This window comes from Streptomyces sp. KR55, from assembly GCF_052245645.1.
Lineage (GTDB): Bacteria > Actinomycetota > Actinomycetes > Streptomycetales > Streptomycetaceae > Streptomyces > Streptomyces flavusporus.
The window spans coordinates 1-14310 of the sequence record NZ_JBQQCE010000240.1 but is presented as its reverse complement, the minus strand read 5'-3'; the positions used below and the strand labels follow the sequence as shown (position 1 = coordinate 14310).

The 14310-nt window shown below is 70.9% G+C and carries 16 protein-coding genes and 1 riboswitch; of the genes, 9 read left to right on the top strand and 7 right to left on the bottom strand.

Going from position 1 to position 14310, the window contains the following annotated elements:
- Both ACTWQJ_RS30075 and ACTWQJ_RS30070 read left to right on the top strand, forming a co-directional pair.
- The coding region (locus tag ACTWQJ_RS30075) for a 3-deoxy-7-phosphoheptulonate synthase class II (RefSeq protein WP_443309674.1) at nt 1-956 on the top strand (956 nt) is incomplete at its 5' end.
- Nucleotides 957-1130: 174 nt separating this feature from the next.
- A complete protein-coding gene (locus tag ACTWQJ_RS30070) occupies nt 1131-1364 on the top strand; it encodes a (2Fe-2S)-binding protein (protein ID WP_224739035.1) in 234 nt (77 codons plus the stop codon).
- 15 nt (nt 1365-1379) lie between these two features.
- On the opposite strand, the gene bfr is transcribed toward ACTWQJ_RS30070, so the two are convergent.
- Entirely contained in the window at nt 1380-1859 is a 480-nt protein-coding gene (gene bfr, locus ACTWQJ_RS30065; protein WP_129797434.1) for a bacterioferritin, read from the bottom strand.
- A gap of 174 nt (nt 1860-2033) precedes the next feature.
- Here bfr and ACTWQJ_RS30060 point away from each other — a divergent pair, with 174 nt between their 5' ends.
- Entirely contained in the window at nt 2034-2666 is a 633-nt protein-coding gene (locus tag ACTWQJ_RS30060) for a sulfite oxidase-like oxidoreductase (RefSeq protein WP_443309673.1), read from the top strand.
- A 108-nt stretch (nt 2667-2774) separates the two neighbouring features.
- Here the strand turns inward: ACTWQJ_RS30060 and ACTWQJ_RS30055 are convergent, their stop codons facing one another.
- From ACTWQJ_RS30055 to thiO, 5 genes are all read right to left on the bottom strand, one after another.
- A complete protein-coding gene (locus ACTWQJ_RS30055; RefSeq protein WP_443309672.1) occupies nt 2775-3647 on the bottom strand; it encodes a deoxyribonuclease IV in 873 nt (290 codons plus the stop codon).
- Between the two features lie 34 nt (nt 3648-3681).
- A complete protein-coding gene (gene pknB, locus ACTWQJ_RS30050) occupies nt 3682-5604 on the bottom strand; it encodes a Stk1 family PASTA domain-containing Ser/Thr kinase (protein ID WP_443309671.1) in 1923 nt (640 codons plus the stop codon).
- Nucleotides 5605-5696: 92 nt separating this feature from the next.
- Complete coding sequence (locus ACTWQJ_RS30045) at nt 5697-6491, bottom strand: thiazole synthase (RefSeq protein WP_224739039.1); 795 nt, start codon at nt 6489-6491, stop codon at nt 5697-5699.
- Between the two features lie 3 nt (nt 6492-6494).
- Entirely contained in the window at nt 6495-6695 is a 201-nt protein-coding gene (gene thiS / locus ACTWQJ_RS30040) for a sulfur carrier protein ThiS (protein WP_443309670.1), read from the bottom strand.
- 20 nt (nt 6696-6715) lie between these two features.
- Nucleotides 6716-7882: a glycine oxidase ThiO gene (gene thiO, locus ACTWQJ_RS30035; RefSeq protein WP_443309669.1), complete on the bottom strand. Its 1167-nt coding sequence runs from the start codon at nt 7880-7882 to the stop codon at nt 6716-6718.
- Nucleotides 7879-7991: riboswitch (TPP riboswitch) on the bottom strand. Its footprint overlaps the gene before it by 4 nt.
- 52 nt (nt 7992-8043) lie before the next feature.
- Between thiO and ACTWQJ_RS30030 the strand changes: the two genes are divergently transcribed.
- The 6 genes from ACTWQJ_RS30030 (at nt 8044) to ACTWQJ_RS30005 (ending at nt 12966) form a co-directional block, all read left to right on the top strand.
- A complete protein-coding gene (locus ACTWQJ_RS30030) occupies nt 8044-8394 on the top strand; it encodes a hypothetical protein (RefSeq protein ID WP_443309668.1) in 351 nt (116 codons plus the stop codon).
- Nucleotides 8395-8426: 32 nt separating this feature from the next.
- Nucleotides 8427-9677, top strand: coding sequence for an NAD(P)/FAD-dependent oxidoreductase (locus ACTWQJ_RS30025; RefSeq protein WP_443309667.1), 1251 nt, complete (start codon nt 8427-8429; stop codon nt 9675-9677).
- 107 nt (nt 9678-9784) lie between these two features.
- A complete protein-coding gene (locus ACTWQJ_RS30020; RefSeq protein WP_385258703.1) occupies nt 9785-10150 on the top strand; it encodes an Rv2175c family DNA-binding protein in 366 nt (121 codons plus the stop codon).
- Nucleotides 10151-10250: 100 nt separating this feature from the next.
- Entirely contained in the window at nt 10251-10907 is a 657-nt protein-coding gene (thiE, locus tag ACTWQJ_RS30015) for a thiamine phosphate synthase (protein WP_443309666.1), read from the top strand.
- A 107-nt stretch (nt 10908-11014) separates the two neighbouring features.
- Nucleotides 11015-11938: a methylenetetrahydrofolate reductase [NAD(P)H] gene (gene metF, locus ACTWQJ_RS30010; RefSeq protein ID WP_443309665.1), complete on the top strand. Its 924-nt coding sequence runs from the start codon at nt 11015-11017 to the stop codon at nt 11936-11938.
- A 56-nt stretch (nt 11939-11994) separates the two neighbouring features.
- Nucleotides 11995-12966: an SCO2102 family sporulation regulator gene (locus tag ACTWQJ_RS30005; protein WP_443309664.1), complete on the top strand. Its 972-nt coding sequence runs from the start codon at nt 11995-11997 to the stop codon at nt 12964-12966.
- A gap of 10 nt (nt 12967-12976) precedes the next feature.
- Here the strand turns inward: ACTWQJ_RS30005 and ACTWQJ_RS30000 are convergent.
- Nucleotides 12977-14310 (bottom strand): phytoene desaturase family protein (locus ACTWQJ_RS30000; protein ID WP_443309663.1); only part of this gene is annotated, 1334 nt, incomplete at its 5' end.

Sequence of the window (14310 nt, the reverse complement as noted above, 5' to 3'; positions counted from 1 at the left end):
CGCTGCCGTCCTACCGCGGCGACTCCGTCAACGGCTTCGACTTCACGGAGGCGGCCCGCGTCCCGGACCCCGAGCGGCTGAAGCGGATGTACCACGCGTCCGCCTCCACGCTGAACCTGGTGCGCGCCTTCACCACCGGCGGCTACGCCGACCTGCGCCAGGTGCACGCCTGGAACCAGGACTTCGTGAAGTCGTCCCCGTCCGGGCAGCGCTACGAGCAGCTGGCGCGCGAGATCGACCAGGCGCTGAACTTCATGCACGCCTGCGGGGCCGACCCGGAGGAGTTCAAGACCGTCGAGTTCTACTCCTCGCACGAGGCGCTGCTGCTCGACTACGAGTCCGCCCTGACCAGGGTCGACTCGCGCACCGGGCAGCTGTACGACGTCTCCGGGCACATGGTGTGGATCGGTGAGCGCACCCGTCAGCTGGACGGCGCGCACATCGAGTTCGCGTCGAAGATCCGCAACCCGATCGGCGTCAAGCTCGGCCCGACGACGACGGCCGAGGAGGCGCTGCAGTACATCGAGCGCCTCGACCCGGAGCGTGAGCCGGGCCGGCTGACCTTCATCGTCCGCATGGGCGCCGACAAGGTCCGCGACAAGCTGCCCGAGCTGGTCGAGAAGGTCACCGCCTCGGGCGCGACCGTCGCCTGGGTGACCGACCCGATGCACGGCAACACCTTCGAGGCGGCCTCCGGTCACAAGACCCGCCGCTTCGACGACGTGCTCGACGAGGTCAAGGGCTTCTTCGAGGTCCACAAGGCGCTGGGCACCCACCCGGGCGGCATCCACGTGGAGCTGACCGGCGACGACGTCACCGAGTGCGTGGGCGGCGGCGACGAGATCTTCGTCGACGATCTGCACCAGCGCTACGAGACGGCCTGCGACCCGCGGCTGAACCGCAGTCAGTCGCTGGACCTGGCGTTCCTCGTCGCGGAGATGTACCGGGACCAGTAGCGGTCGACCTGTTACGGACGGTGTGGTGGGGCGCGGATCACATACGATCCGCGCCCCCTCCCACTTTTACGGCACCCCCACGACGGGTAAGGTTAGGTTTGCCTCACCGATCAAGCGGGCCCGTGCTCCATCGGTTACGGCACGACTCTTTGATCCCGGCGGGAGGTGGACCGCGTGTTCGTCTGCAGTTGCTTCGGCATCACCGAGCAGCAGGTCAAGCAGCACGCGGAGAACGGCGCCTGCACCCCACGCCAGATAGCGTCGGCCTGCAAGGCGGGCACCGACTGCGGCTCGTGCGTACGCCGGATCCAGGCGCTCCTCGGCAGGGGCGCGTGCCCGCGCCGGGAGCTGGCCGACCAGGGCAAGCCGGTGCTGTCCGAGATCGCAGGCCTGGACGAGGCCGCGTAGCCTTCGGGTGGCCGCTCAGCTGTCCGGCTGCTCGACCAGCTGCGAGATGTACAGCGCCTCACCGAGCTTCTCCACCAGATCCAGCTGGGTGTCGAGATAGTCGATGTGGTGTTCCTCGTCCGCGAGGATCGACTCGAAGATGTTCGCGGACGTGATGTCGCCCTTGTTGCGCATCACCTCGATACCGCGCTTGAGCCGGTCCATCGCCTCCACCTCGACCTGCCGGTCCGCCTCGAACATCTCCTTGACGGTCTGCCCCACCCGTACGTGGAACAGCCGCTGGTAGTTGGGCAGTCCCTCCAGGAAAAGGATCCGGTCGGTGAGCATCTCGGCGTGCTTCATCTCGTCGAACGACTCGCTCCGGGTGTACTTCGCGAGCTTGTACCAGCCGAGGTTCTCCTGCATCTTCGCGTGCAGGAAGTACTGGTTGATCGCGGTCAGCTCGCCGGTGAGCTGCTCGTTGAGAAACTCGATGACCTCGGGGTCGCCCTGCATGGCAGCGGCTCCTTCCGCGTGGGGAATGGGAGGTTGCCGCCGCATGATTGCACCAGGTGTCGAAGATCGTCCAGTAAGTAGGGACTTAGTAAGTAAGTCCATGCTTAGTGCGGGTTGCCCGATTCTGGACCGGCCTGGTCAAGTGCACTGCGTCGGGTCTGTCAGGATGGAGCCATGGGTCATCCGGTGGAGCGCGAATCTGGAGAAGCAGCACAGTGCGAGCTTCCGCCGGGGCAGCGAGTGCAGCGCGGCTGGCCGGTCACGCACTACGGGCCGGTGCCCAAGTTCCGGCCCGAGCGCTGGGAGTTCAGGGTCTTCGGCGCCACCGCCGACGGTGAGAAGCACTGCTGGAACCACGACGAGTTCACGGCCCTGCCCTACACCACCGTAGTGGCCGATCTGCACTGCGTCACGAAGTTCAGCATGCTCGGCGCGGAGTGGGGCGGAATCCCCGCGCGGACGATCCTGGAGATCGCCCCGCCCGCCCCGAATGTCACCCATGTGATGGTGTGGGCGGAGTACGGCTTCAGCTCCAATCTGCGCCTGTCGGACTTCGCGTCCGAGCGCACGATTTTCGCCACCCACAAGGACGGCGAACTGCTGACCGCGGAGCACGGCTTCCCGCTGCGGCTCATCGTCCCGCACCTGTACGCCTGGAAGGGCCCCAAGTGGGTCCGCGGCGTGGAGTACATGATCACCGACCGCCGTGGCTTCTGGGAGGAGCGCGGCTACCACAACATCGGCGACCCCTGGAAGGAACAGCGCTACTCCTACCAGGAGGAGCCCGGGGACGGTCCCGAGCTGTAGGGCGTGCCCGGCGGATCAGGCCGGAATCGCGGGGTCTGGCACCTGCGCTGATCGGTCACCGCTTCCTGGAGCCGGCCTGATCCGCCGGACACGCCCTACCGTTCGGCGTCAGCCGTCCCTGAGCCTCTTCAGCCGGGCCACGTCCGCCGCGTGCCCCTCCTTGCCGCCGGGTGTCTCGATGATCAGCGGTACGCCCTCGGTGGCGGGGTGGGTCATCAGCGCCCGGAACGGGTCCTCGCCGATGTGTCCGGCGCCAATGTTCTCGTGCCGGTCCTTGTGCGCGCCCACCACGTCCTTGGAGTCGTTGGCATGGATCAGTTTCAGCCGGCCCTCGCCAACCGTGTCCACCAGCAGGTCCAGCGTCTGGTGCATGCCGTTCGGGCCGGTCAGATCGTGTCCGGCGGCGAAGACATGGCAGGTGTCGAGACAGACCCCCAGCTTCGGATGGGCGTCCAGCGCCTCGAAGTACGGCCCGAAGTCCCAGGTGCGCGAACACAGGGAGGCGCCCTGTCCCGCCGTGGACTCCAGCAGCAGGTACGGATCGTCGTCATGGGTGAGCTCGTCCAGCAGCGGCAGCATGTACTCCCGTACCTGCTTCAGGGCCACGGACCGGTCCCGGCCACCGGTCGCGCTCCCGGTGTGCACGACCACGCCCAGTGCGCCGATCTCCCGCCCGCGCCGCAGCGAGTGCCGCAGCGACTCCACCGACCTCTCCACGGTGGCCTCGGTGTGCGAGCCGAAGTTGATCAGGTACGGCGCATGCACATAGGCCGGTATCGACTCCGCCGCGCACGCCTCCCGGAACGCCTCGTCCTGCGCGGGGTTCCCGACGTGCGTGGCCCAGCCGCGCGGGTTGGCGACGAAGACCTGCACGGTCTCGGCCTTGAGGTCGTGGGCGTACGTCAGGCCTACGGAGTGCAGGCCGCCGGCGACGGGGACGTGACCGCCGACGGGATTGCGGGAGGGGTGTCGACTCTTCACGCGTTCAGGGTGTCATGTCCCCGCGCGTGCCCTGTCAGCCGATCTCGATGGTGATCGTCGACCCCTTGGGAGCCGTCTCGCCGCCCTCCACCGACTGGCCCTTCACCTCGTCGCCGAACAGCCCGAGCAGGCCGCGGTCCTCGTCGACCTGGAAGCCGGCGTCCTCCAGCTGCTGCCTGGCCTCGTCGACGCTGTCACCGACCACGTCCGGAACCTCGACCATCTCCGGGCCCTTGGACAGTGTCAGCGTCACCGTGTCGCCCTCGGCGGCCTGGCTGTCGGCCTGCGGCGACTGCCGGGCGACCTGGCCCGCGTCGTACTCCGAGTTGACCCGCTGGGACGCGATGCGCACCTTGAGGCCGGCCTCCTCGAGTTCGCTCCGGGCGTCGTCCAGGTCGCGGCCGGTGACGTCCGGGACGTCCACCGGGCTGCCCTTGCTGACGGTGAGCGCGATCGCCGTGCCCGCTCGGGTCTCCGTGCCCGTCTGCGGGTCCGAGCCGATCACGAACCCCTTGGTGACGTCGTCGCTGAACTCCCGGGTCACCATGCCCGGCTCCAGCCCGCTGTCCTTCAGCAGGTCGCGCGCCTTGTCCAGCCGGTAGCCCGCCAGATCGGGGACCTTCACCGTCTCCGGGCCGTCGGAGATGGTGAGTGCGACGGAGTCGTTGTGCCGGATCCGGGCGCCCGGCGCCGGGTCGGTGCTGATGACCGTGCCGCGCTTCACGGTGTCGCTGTAGGCGTGCCTGAGCTGCCCGACCTCCAGCCCGGCGTCCGCGAGCCGGTCCTTGGCCTCGGCCTCGGTCTTCGCCAGCAGCGGCGGGACCTTGGTGAACTGGCCGGAGTTGATGTACCAGACGCCTGTGCCGGCGCCGAGCACCAGCAGGACGGCGGCGATGATCGTGAACAGTGTGCGCCGGGGCGGGGACGAGCGCCGCGGAGCCGGAGCCGGCGGGGCCTGGAGCCGGCTGGTCCGGTTGAGCGGGGGCTCGTCGTCCTCGTTGACGGGCAGCTGCCGCAGCGAGGTCAGCGCGCGCGGGATCACGCTCGTACGGTCGTCGGCGTTGTCGTGTTCCGCGGTGAGCGCCTGCGGTGGCATCGCGTCGAGCTGGTCCGTGCCGAGCGCGCCGCGCGCCTCGCGGACCTGGGCGAGCAGCGCCACCGCGTCGTGCGGGCGGACGTCCGGGGTGCGCGAGGTCGCCGAGGCGACCAGCTCGTCCAGCTCGTACGCCAGGCCCGGCACGGCGGCCGAGGGCGGCGGGACGTCCTCGTGGATGTGCTTGTAGAGCACCTGGGCGGGGGAGTCCCCGGAGTGCGGCTTGGCGCCGGTCAGCATCTCGTACAGCACGACACCGCACGCGTACACGTCGACACGGGGGTCGGCGCTGCCCTGTTCGATCTGCTCCGGTGCGAGATAGGACACCGTGCCGAGGACGGACCCGGTGGTGCTGGTGACCGTGTCCACCGCCCGGACCAGCCCGAAGTCGGCGACCTTGACCCGGCCGTCGTCCCCTATCAGGACGTTCTCCGGCTTCATGTCGCGGTGTACGAACCCGGCGCGGTGCGCGGCGCCGAGCGCGGCGAGGACCGGCTCCAGGATGTCCAGCGCGGCCCGCGGCTGCAGTGCCCCGCGCTCGCGCAGCACATCACGCAGGGTGCAGCCGGAGACGTACTCCATGGCCAGATAGACGTACGACCCGTCCGCGCCCTGGTCGAACACCTGGACGACATTGGGGTGGGCGAGCCGGGCGACCGACTTGGCCTCGCGGATGAACCGCTCGACGAACGTGCCGTCCGTCGCGAGCGTCGGATGCATCACCTTGAGCGCGAGGACGCGGTCCAGGCGGGTGTCCACGGCCCGGTAGACCGTGGCCATCCCGCCGACCGCGATCCTCGCGTCGACGCGATAACGGCCGTCGAGCAGCTGTCCGACCAGAGGGTCCTGAAGGGTCGTGTCCACGCAGGCGAGTGTACGAGCCGCCACCGACACGCCGCCCCGTTCAGCCCTGTTGAGGGCCCACTTGAAGCGCACCTGTGACGGAACCCACGAACCTAAAAGGCAGGCCGCTCAGGGTCCAACGCAGCGATCCCCTCCACAGGAGAAGACGCCTCCGCGAAGTGCCGCCGAGGGATCCGCCCCGCCCGGAACGCCAGCCGCCCCGCCTCCACCGCATGCCGCATGGCGTCAGCCATCAGCACCGGCTCCTGCGCCCGCGTCACGGCCGAGGCGAGCATCACACCCGCGCACCCCAGCTCCATCGCGAACGCCGCGTCCGACGCCGTACCGGCCCCCGCATCCAGAATCACCGGCACACGCGCGTGCTCCACGATCAACTGGAAGTTGTGCGGATTGCGAATCCCGAGCCCCGACCCGATCGGCGACCCCAGCGGCATGATCGCGGCACACCCCACGTCCTGAAGCTTCCGCGCCAGCACGGGATCGTCGTTCGTGTACGGCAGCACCGTGAACCCGTCGTCCACCAGCGTCTCCGCCGCCTCCAGCAGCTCGATCGGATCCGGCAGCAGCGTCCGTTCGTCGGCGATGACCTCCAGCTTGACCAGCTCCGTCCCGAGCGCCTCCCGCGCCAGCCGGGCCGTGAGCACGGCCTCACCCGCCGTGAAACACCCCGCGGTGTTCGGCAGCACCCGAATCCCCAGCCGGTCCAGCACCGACAGCACGGACCCGTGCACATCGGGATTCACCCGCCGCATGGCCACCGTGGTCAGCTCCGTTCCGGAAGCCACCAGCGCCCGCTCCAGCACATCGAGGCTGGGCGCACCCCCGGTGCCCATGATCAGCCGGGACGTGAAGGTCGTACCACCCAGGACAAAGGGATCGTCGGCCATGGGTCAGCCTCCTTGGACGGCGGTGAGGACTTCGACACGGTCCCCCTCGGAGAGGGGCGTGATCGGCCACTGCGCGCGCGGGACGACGGTTTCGTTGAGGGCGGCGGCCACTCCGGAGGGGGCTGCCGTGAGGCTCTTCACCAGGACGTCGAGAGCCGTGCCGGGCTCGACCTCGCGCGGCTCGCCGTTGACGGAGATGGTCATGCGGGCTGCTCCGTGCATGTTCATGCGGGCTGCTCCGTGAGTGCTGCGCTGAAGCGTTTCGGTGTGAAGGGGCGGGCCACGTCCGGGAGTTCGCCGGTGGTGAGCACATGCGCCATGACGTCGCCGGTGACGGGGGTCAGCAGGACGCCGTTGCGGTAGTGCCCGGTGGCCAGCAGCAGTCCGTCCAGCCCGGTCGGTCCGAGCAGGGGCGCGTTGTCGGGCGAGCCGGGGCGCAGTCCGGCCCGCGTCTCGGTCAGCGGCAGCTCGGTGATGCCGGGCACCAGCTCGTGCGCGTCCCGCAGCAGCTGGTACACGCCGCCGGCCGTGACCGTCGTGTCCCAGCCGAGCTCCTCACTGGTCGCCCCGACGACCAGTTCGCCGCTCTCGCGCGGCACCAGGTAGACATGGCTGCCGCGGACGACCGCGCGCACGGTCCGGCTCAGGAACGGCGCGTACCGCTTCGGTACGGTCAGCCGCAGCACCTGCCCCTTCACGGGCCGTACCGGGGGCAGGACGGCGTCCGGGACACCCGCGAGCCGCCCGCTGAGGCTCCCCGCGGCCAGGACCACCTGCCCGGCGGCCAGCTCGGTGCCCGCGCGCGTGACGGCCCCCGCGGCCCGGTCCCGTACGACCACGAGCCTTTCCGCCCACTCCCGGTGGAAGACCACGCCCGCCCGCTCGCACGCGGCCACCAGCGCCCCCGTGAGCCGCCGCGGGTCGATCTGGTGGTCGCCGTCGACCCGCAGCCCGCCGCGCACACCCGGCGCGAGCATCGGCTCCAGGCGCCGGCAGTCCCGTCCGGACAGCCACTCCGAGTCCAGGCCCGACTGCCGTTGCAGGGCGTGCAGTTCCCGCAGATGGGCGCGGTCGTCCGCGTCCAGGGCGACGGCGAGCGTGCCGCACTGGCGGTAGCCGAGGTCGTGGCCGGTGAGGTCGGTGAGCTCGGCCGCGAAGTCCGGATAGCGGCGGGCCGAGGCCAGGTTCAGGCCGAGCAGGGTCTGCTCGCCGTAGTGCAGTTCCGTGACGGCGGCCAGCATCCCCGCCGCCACCTGGGCGGCCCCGCCGCCGGGTTCGGGGTCCACGACGGCGGTCGCGAAGCCGCGTTGCGCGGCCCGCCAGGCCGTGACCAGACCGATGATTCCGCCCCCGATGACGAGGACGTCTGACGTACGTGTGGATGACGACACGGGCGCTGCGCCCCTCCCTTCGCCGGCATGACCCGGATCAGGTTCGTACGGTCGGAGGCCGCCAGCCTCCCTCTCAGCCCGGTGCGTCCGGGCTCCCGCGAGTGCTCTACGTTGGCCACCCTAGCCCGACGCCGTAAGTCTCAGTAAGGGAGCCTCCGCCTGTGGCCCGCTCGCTCGACGGTCTCGTCCTCGCCCCTGTCGCCGATCAAGCCCCAGGTCAGGTGGGTACCCGCACCCGGTTCACCTACCACGAGAAGGACGGCGAGATCTGGGCCGAGTACGTGGGCGGCGACGTCGTGCGCGGGTACCTGGTGGGGACCCGGGAGGGCGACCGGCTCGACTTCCGGTACGTGCAGCTCAAGCAGGACGGGACGACGTCCTCGGGGCACTGCGAGTCCAAGGTCGTCGAGCTGCCCGACGGGCGGGTGCGGCTGGAGGAGACCTGGGAGTGGGAGTCGCAGCAGGGCAACGGGACGAGCGTTGTGGAGCAGGTCACCGAGCCCACCCCCTGACTGACAGAAAGTCAGTTGACTATGGTGATCAGGTGAGCGAGCAGACGCAGGAGACGGGGCCGTCGCAGCCGCGGCGCGTGGTCGTGGTCGGTGCGGGCATGGCCGGTGTGCAGACCGCGGTCGCCCTGCGTGAACAGGGCTTCACGGGCACCGTGACGCTGATCGGCGCCGAGCCCCACCAGCCGTACGACCGTCCGCCGCTGTCCAAGGCCGTCCTGCTCGGCACGGCGGAGGGCTCCGCCTTCGACGTCGATTTCGAGGCGCTCGACATCGAGCTGCACCTCGGGCGCGAGGTCCTCGGCGTCCGCCCCGACGAGCACGAGCTCGACACGGCCGCCGGGCCGGTGCCGTACGACGTCCTGGTCCTCGCGACCGGTGCCGAACCGATCACGCTGCCGGGCGCGGAGGGCGTCCCCGGCGTGCATCTGCTGCGCACCCTGGACGACGCCGAGCGGCTGCGGCCCGTGCTCGCCCGGCAGCACGACATCGTGGTCGTCGGTGCGGGCTGGATCGGCGCGGAGTTCGCCACGGCCGCGCGCGAGGCGGGCTGCGCCGTGACGGTCGTGAAGGCCGCGGACCGCCCGCTCGCCGGGGCGCTGCCCGCCGAGGTGGCCGCGCCGATGGCGGACTGGTACGCGGACAGCGGTGCCGTACTGCGCACGCACGCGCGCGTGGCGCGGGTCGAGCCCGGCGCGGTCGTGCTCGACGACGGTTCGCGGCTGCCCGCCGGTGCGGTCGTGGTCGGTATCGGCGCCCGGCCCGCCACCGCCTGGCTCACCGGCGCCGGCCTCGAGCTCGGCGCATACGGCGAGGTCGTGGCCGACCAGCACCTGCGCACCTCCGCGCCGGACGTCTACGCGGTGGGCGACTGCGCCTCCTTCCCTTCGGGAAGGTATGGCGAGCGCCTTCTGGTCCACCACTGGGACAACGCCCTGCAGGGCCCTCGTACGGTGGCCGCGAACATCATCGGCGAGGCGACCGGCGAGGCTCCGGTGGTCTACGACCCGGTGCCGTACTTCTGGTCCGAGCAGTTCGGCCGCTTCGTCCAGTACGCCGGCCATCACACGTCCGCCGACCGCACCGTATGGCGCGGCGACCCGTCCGGCCCCGCCTGGACCGTCTGCTGGCTGCGCGAGAACCAGCTCGTCGCCCTGCTGGCGGTGGGCCGCCCGAGGGATCTGGCCCAGGGGCGACGGCTGATCGAGGCCGGCACACCGATGAACCCGGAACTGCTGGCGGACCCGGCGCGGCCGCTGAAATCGGCGGTGGCGCAGCCGTCGTAGGCACCGCCCGGACGGCCCCTTGCTCCCGGTCCGTCCCAGTGGTCCGTCACTCCAGGTCGGACCGGTCTGGCTTCCGACTGTCAGTGGGGGATGGCAGGCTAGTTTCCGTGACCGAGATTGACACAAAGATCGACGCTCTCGTCCCCGCCTGGCTCACCCTTCCCGACATCGCCGAAAAGCTCGGTGTCGAGGTGACGCGCGTGCGACAGCTGGTCAAGGATGGCCAGCTCATCGCCGTACGCCGCGGCGAGAACCGCGCGCTGCACGTCCCCGCCGCCTTCATCGACGGGGACAAGGTCGTCAAGGGCCTGTCCGGGACCCTGACGCTCCTGCGGGACGACGGCTTCACGGTCGAAGAGATGCTGGAGTGGCTGTTCACCCCCGACCCGACCCTGCCCGGCACCCCCGCACAGGCGCTGAGCGAGAATCGCGGCACGGAGGTGAAGCGCCGCGCCCAGGCGCTCGCCGTCTGATCCGAAAACCGTCCGGCGTACGGGCCGCGGCGCGCGCAGGCCACGGCCGCTGTCCGGCACGCTCACCCGCAGCCCGTACGCCGCCCACAACGGGGGACACATGACCGACACCGCCGCCACCGCCCGCGCCAGGCTCGCCGACGCCCGGGTGTACCTGTGCACGGACGCGCGCAAGCGCCAGGGTGATCTGCCGGAGTTCCTGGACGCGGTCCTGGCGGGCGGGGTCGACATCGTGCAGCTGCGCGACAAGGGCATGGAGGCGGCCGAGGAGCTGGAGCACCTGAAGGTGTTCGCCGAGGCCTGCGCCCGGCACGGCAGGCTTCTCGCGGTCAACGACCGCGCGGATGTCGCGCACGCCGCCGGCTCGGACGTACTCCACCTCGGCCAGGGCGATCTCCCCGTCCCCGCCGCCCGGGCGATCCTCGGCGACGACATCCTCATAGGCCGCTCCACGCACGCGGAGTCCGAGGCCGCCGTGGCCGCCGTTCAGGACGGCGTGGACTACTTCTGCACCGGCCCCTGCTGGCCCACCCCCACCAAGCCCGGCCGCCATGCCCCCGGCCTCGACCTGGTGCGGTACACGGCGGGGCTCGGCACCGACCGCCCCTGGTTCGCCATCGGCGGCATCGACCTCGGCAACCTCGACCAGGTGCTCGACGCGGGCGCCCGCCGGGTCGTGGTCGTACGGGCCATCACGGAGGCGGACGACCCGGGTGCGGCCGCGGCGGAGTTCGCCAAGCGGCTGCGGCAGGCGTGACACGCACGTTTGTCCAAGGTGTCCAAGGGATGGACAACAAGCCGACAAATCGGGCAAATTTGCGGCATCCGGTTGGGGGACCGCCGCCCCCTGGCTAACCTGCCCGTATGGCCCTCGGAACCGCATCCACCAGGACTGATCGCGCACGTACCGTGCGCGACATGCTCGCCACCGGCAAGACGACGTACTCGTTCGAGTTCTACGCGCCGAAGACCGCCAAGGGCGAGCGCAGCCTGTGGAACGCCCTCCGCAGGGTCGAGGCGGTGGCCCCCGACTTCGTCTCCGTGACGTACGGTGCCGGCGGCTCAACGCGCGCGAGCACGGTCAAGGAGACCGAGCAGATCGTCGCCGACACCACCCTCACCCCGGTCGCCCATCTCACCGCGGTCGACCACTCCATCACCGAACTGCGCAACGTCATCGGCCAGTTCGCCGACGCCGGCATCCGCAACATGCTCGCCCTGCGCGGCGACCCGCCCGGCGACCCGATGGGCGAGTGGGTGCCGCATCCCAAGGGCCTCACCTACGCCGCCGAACTTGTCCGGCTCATCAAGGAGTCGGGCGACTTCTGCGTCGGCGTCGCGGCCTTCCCGGAGATGCACCCGCGCTCCAGCGACTGGGACACGGACGTCACGCACTTCGTCGACAAGTGCCGCGCCGGTGCCGACTACGCGATCACCCAGATGTTCTTCCAGCCGGAGTCCTATCTCCGGCTGCGCGACCGGGTCGTGGCAGCCGGCTGTGAGACCCCGGTCATCCCGGAGGTCATGCCCGTGACCAGCGTCCGGATGCTGGAACGACTGCCGCAGCTCAGTAATGCTCACCTTCCGTCCACCTTGAAAGAGCGAATCCTCACAGCAAAAGACAATCCGGCCGCTGTACGCTCCATGGGGATCGAGTTCGCCACGGAGTTCTGCGCGCGGCTGCTGGCCGAGGGAGTGCCCGGACTGCACTTCATCACGCTCAACAACTCCACGGCGACGCTGGAAATCTACGAGAATCTGGGCCTGCACCACCCACCGCGGGCCTAGACCGGTCGCACGCTCATACGACACACTGCGTAGCGGCCACTGGGAGAGGGGCGTACATGGGCTGGACGGTCCTCTACATCGCGTTCGGCATCGTCGCGCTGTGGCTGCTCGGCGAGGTGCTGCTGCAGTACAAGGCGCGGCTTCGCTGGCGGCTGCTGGCGTTCGTCGGGTTCCTCGGTGTCGTCGTCGGTGTACTGATCCCGTCCGTCGTCGTGATCGGACTGGGCGCCGCCGCCTTCGCGGTCGGGCAGACGTACGTCACGCTGTCGTTCCGCCGCGGTTTCGCCGCCGGCTGGGCGGTCACCGGGCGTTCGGGCCTGGGCGGCAGCAAGCGCCGCCGCGGCGAGCCGGAGTACCAGGACCCGACCCTCGAGGTCTCCGATCTGGAAGCGGGCGACTACGGCGACGACAGCGCCCAGTACGGTCACCGCGACGCGCACGGCCAGGACGACTACGACCGCGACGACGTCTTCACGCCCGCCCTCCCCCACTCTCGAATCGGCTCGAGCGGGGGGACCCCCATCCCGGAGCCCACGGCCGCCGAGGCCACCGCCGTGTACGAACCGCAGCCGATGCCCGACGACACCGGCTCCTACGGCATATACGGCGACACCGCGTACGCCGCCGCGGGGCAGACCCAGGACCAGTACGCGACGGCCGCCCAGAGTGCCGATCAGAACTACGCCTACGACGGTTACTCCTACGGCCAGCAGCAGTACGGCTACGACACCACCGGCCAGCAGCAGTACGCCGCGTACTCCGATCCGTACATCGGCACCCAGACCTACGGCGGCGCCGCGTACGACACCGGCTACGACCAGCAGCAGTACGGTCAGCAGGCCTACGGCCAGGACCAGTACGCCACCGGCAGCTACGGCGGCCAGACCCCGCCCGGCGGCGTGTGGGTACCGCAGCAGCGCAGCACCGACGACGCCTACGGCGGGGAACTCCCGCCCGAGCAGCCCTACCCGTACCAGGGCGACGGTCAGGCGCAGGGGAACGAGTACGACGAGCGGTACCGCTTCTGAACGCCGGCTCTCACTGAGATCCGCGGAAGTCCGGCCCCTCCACGATCAGCCCTGCCACCAGGGCGCCCGACATGCCGGCATGGGGGAGACCGCCGCCCGGGTGAGACCAGCCGCCGACGGTGAACAGGCCAGGCAGCCCGGTCGTGTTCGACGGGTGCAGCAGCCGGCCCCCGGCCGCCGCCAGCGCCGGTGCCGGCACCGCCCCGCCCTCCGCGCCGGTCACCTCCGCGATGTCGGCCGGAGTGCGCACCTCGCGCCAGAGGAGGCGGCCCCGCAGGTCGGGTATGACGCGTTCGGCGATGGTGATCATGGCCTCTGCGTGCCGGTCGAGGACCTCCGCGTCGGCCCGGCTCCGCTCACCCGGCATGGAAGCGACCGTGGCGGTCAGCGTGACCGCCTCGTGCGCGGGGTCCGGGACCAGCTGGGGATCGTCGGGCCGCAGCACCGTGACCGTGGGACGGGCGGCCATCCCCGCGGGCGTGCCGAACACGGACTCCAGCTCGAGCTCGCGGTCCTCCGCGTGCACCACCGTCCGATGAACCGCCCCAACCGGACGCCCGCCGCGCAGCGCCAGCAGCACCGTCAGACGGCTCGGCAGCCCGCGCTGCCCCGGGACCTCGCCTGCCCCCCGTATCGCCGTACCGGGCACGACACGGCTCAGCACCTCCGGTGCGACACCGGCGACCACGAAGTCCGCCTCCGCCACCGTCCCGTCGGCGAGCTCCACTCCCGCGGCCCGGCCGTCCTTCTCCAGCACCGTCGTCACCTCGGCGCCGAAGACGAACTCGACCCGCCGGGCCAGGCAGCGCTCGTACACCGCACGTGCGAGCTCCCGGATGCCACCGCGCACGTACCAGGTGCCGAAGGCGTGATCCATGTACGGCAGCACGGCGGCGGCGGCCGGAGCGACGCGCGGGTCCAGGCCGTACGCGAGGGCCTGGCTCTCCAGCAGGGCGACCAGCCGGGGATCGCGCAGCTCCCAGGCGCCGACCTCGGCGAGCGTGCCGGCCCGGCGGGTGCGCAGCAGCCGCTTGTGCGGGACGGCGGGGTAGGGCTCACGCTCGGCCAGCACCGGCCAGTTCGGCCACAGGGGCTCCTCCAGGAGAGGCCTGCGGGTCCGGTCCCAGGCCTCGCGGGCCCGCACCAGAAAGTCGCCCCAGCGTCCCCCGGCCCCCGACCCCAGCGCCTCGTCCAGGGCAGCGACCGCTCCCGCGCGCGAGGCGTTCGGCAGCGACACCTCGGTGCCGTCCGCGAAGACATGCCGGGCCGACGGGTCGACCTGGACCAGCTCGACGCACGCCTCCAGCGGCTCCCTGCCGGTCTTGAGGAACAGGTCGCGGTGGA

Bases quoted from the DNA above. Each gene is read 5' to 3' on its own strand.
- bfr (WP_129797434.1), bottom strand. From the start codon at position 1,859: ATGCAGGGCGACCCCGAGGTCATCGAGTTTCTCAACGAGCAGCTCACC.
- ACTWQJ_RS30060 (WP_443309673.1), top strand. From the start codon at position 2,034: ATGGGTCATCCGGTGGAGCGCGAATCTGGAGAAGCAGCACAGTGCGAG.
- ACTWQJ_RS30045 (WP_224739039.1), bottom strand. From the start codon at position 6,491: ATGGCCGACGATCCCTTTGTCCTGGGTGGTACGACCTTCACGTCCCGG.
- thiS (WP_443309670.1), bottom strand. From the start codon at position 6,695: ATGACCATCTCCGTCAACGGCGAGCCGCGCGAGGTCGAGCCCGGCACG.
- thiE (WP_443309666.1), top strand. From the start codon at position 10,251: ATGACCGACACCGCCGCCACCGCCCGCGCCAGGCTCGCCGACGCCCGG.
- metF (WP_443309665.1), top strand. From the start codon at position 11,015: ATGGCCCTCGGAACCGCATCCACCAGGACTGATCGCGCACGTACCGTG.
- ACTWQJ_RS30005 (WP_443309664.1), top strand. From the start codon at position 11,995: ATGGGCTGGACGGTCCTCTACATCGCGTTCGGCATCGTCGCGCTGTGG.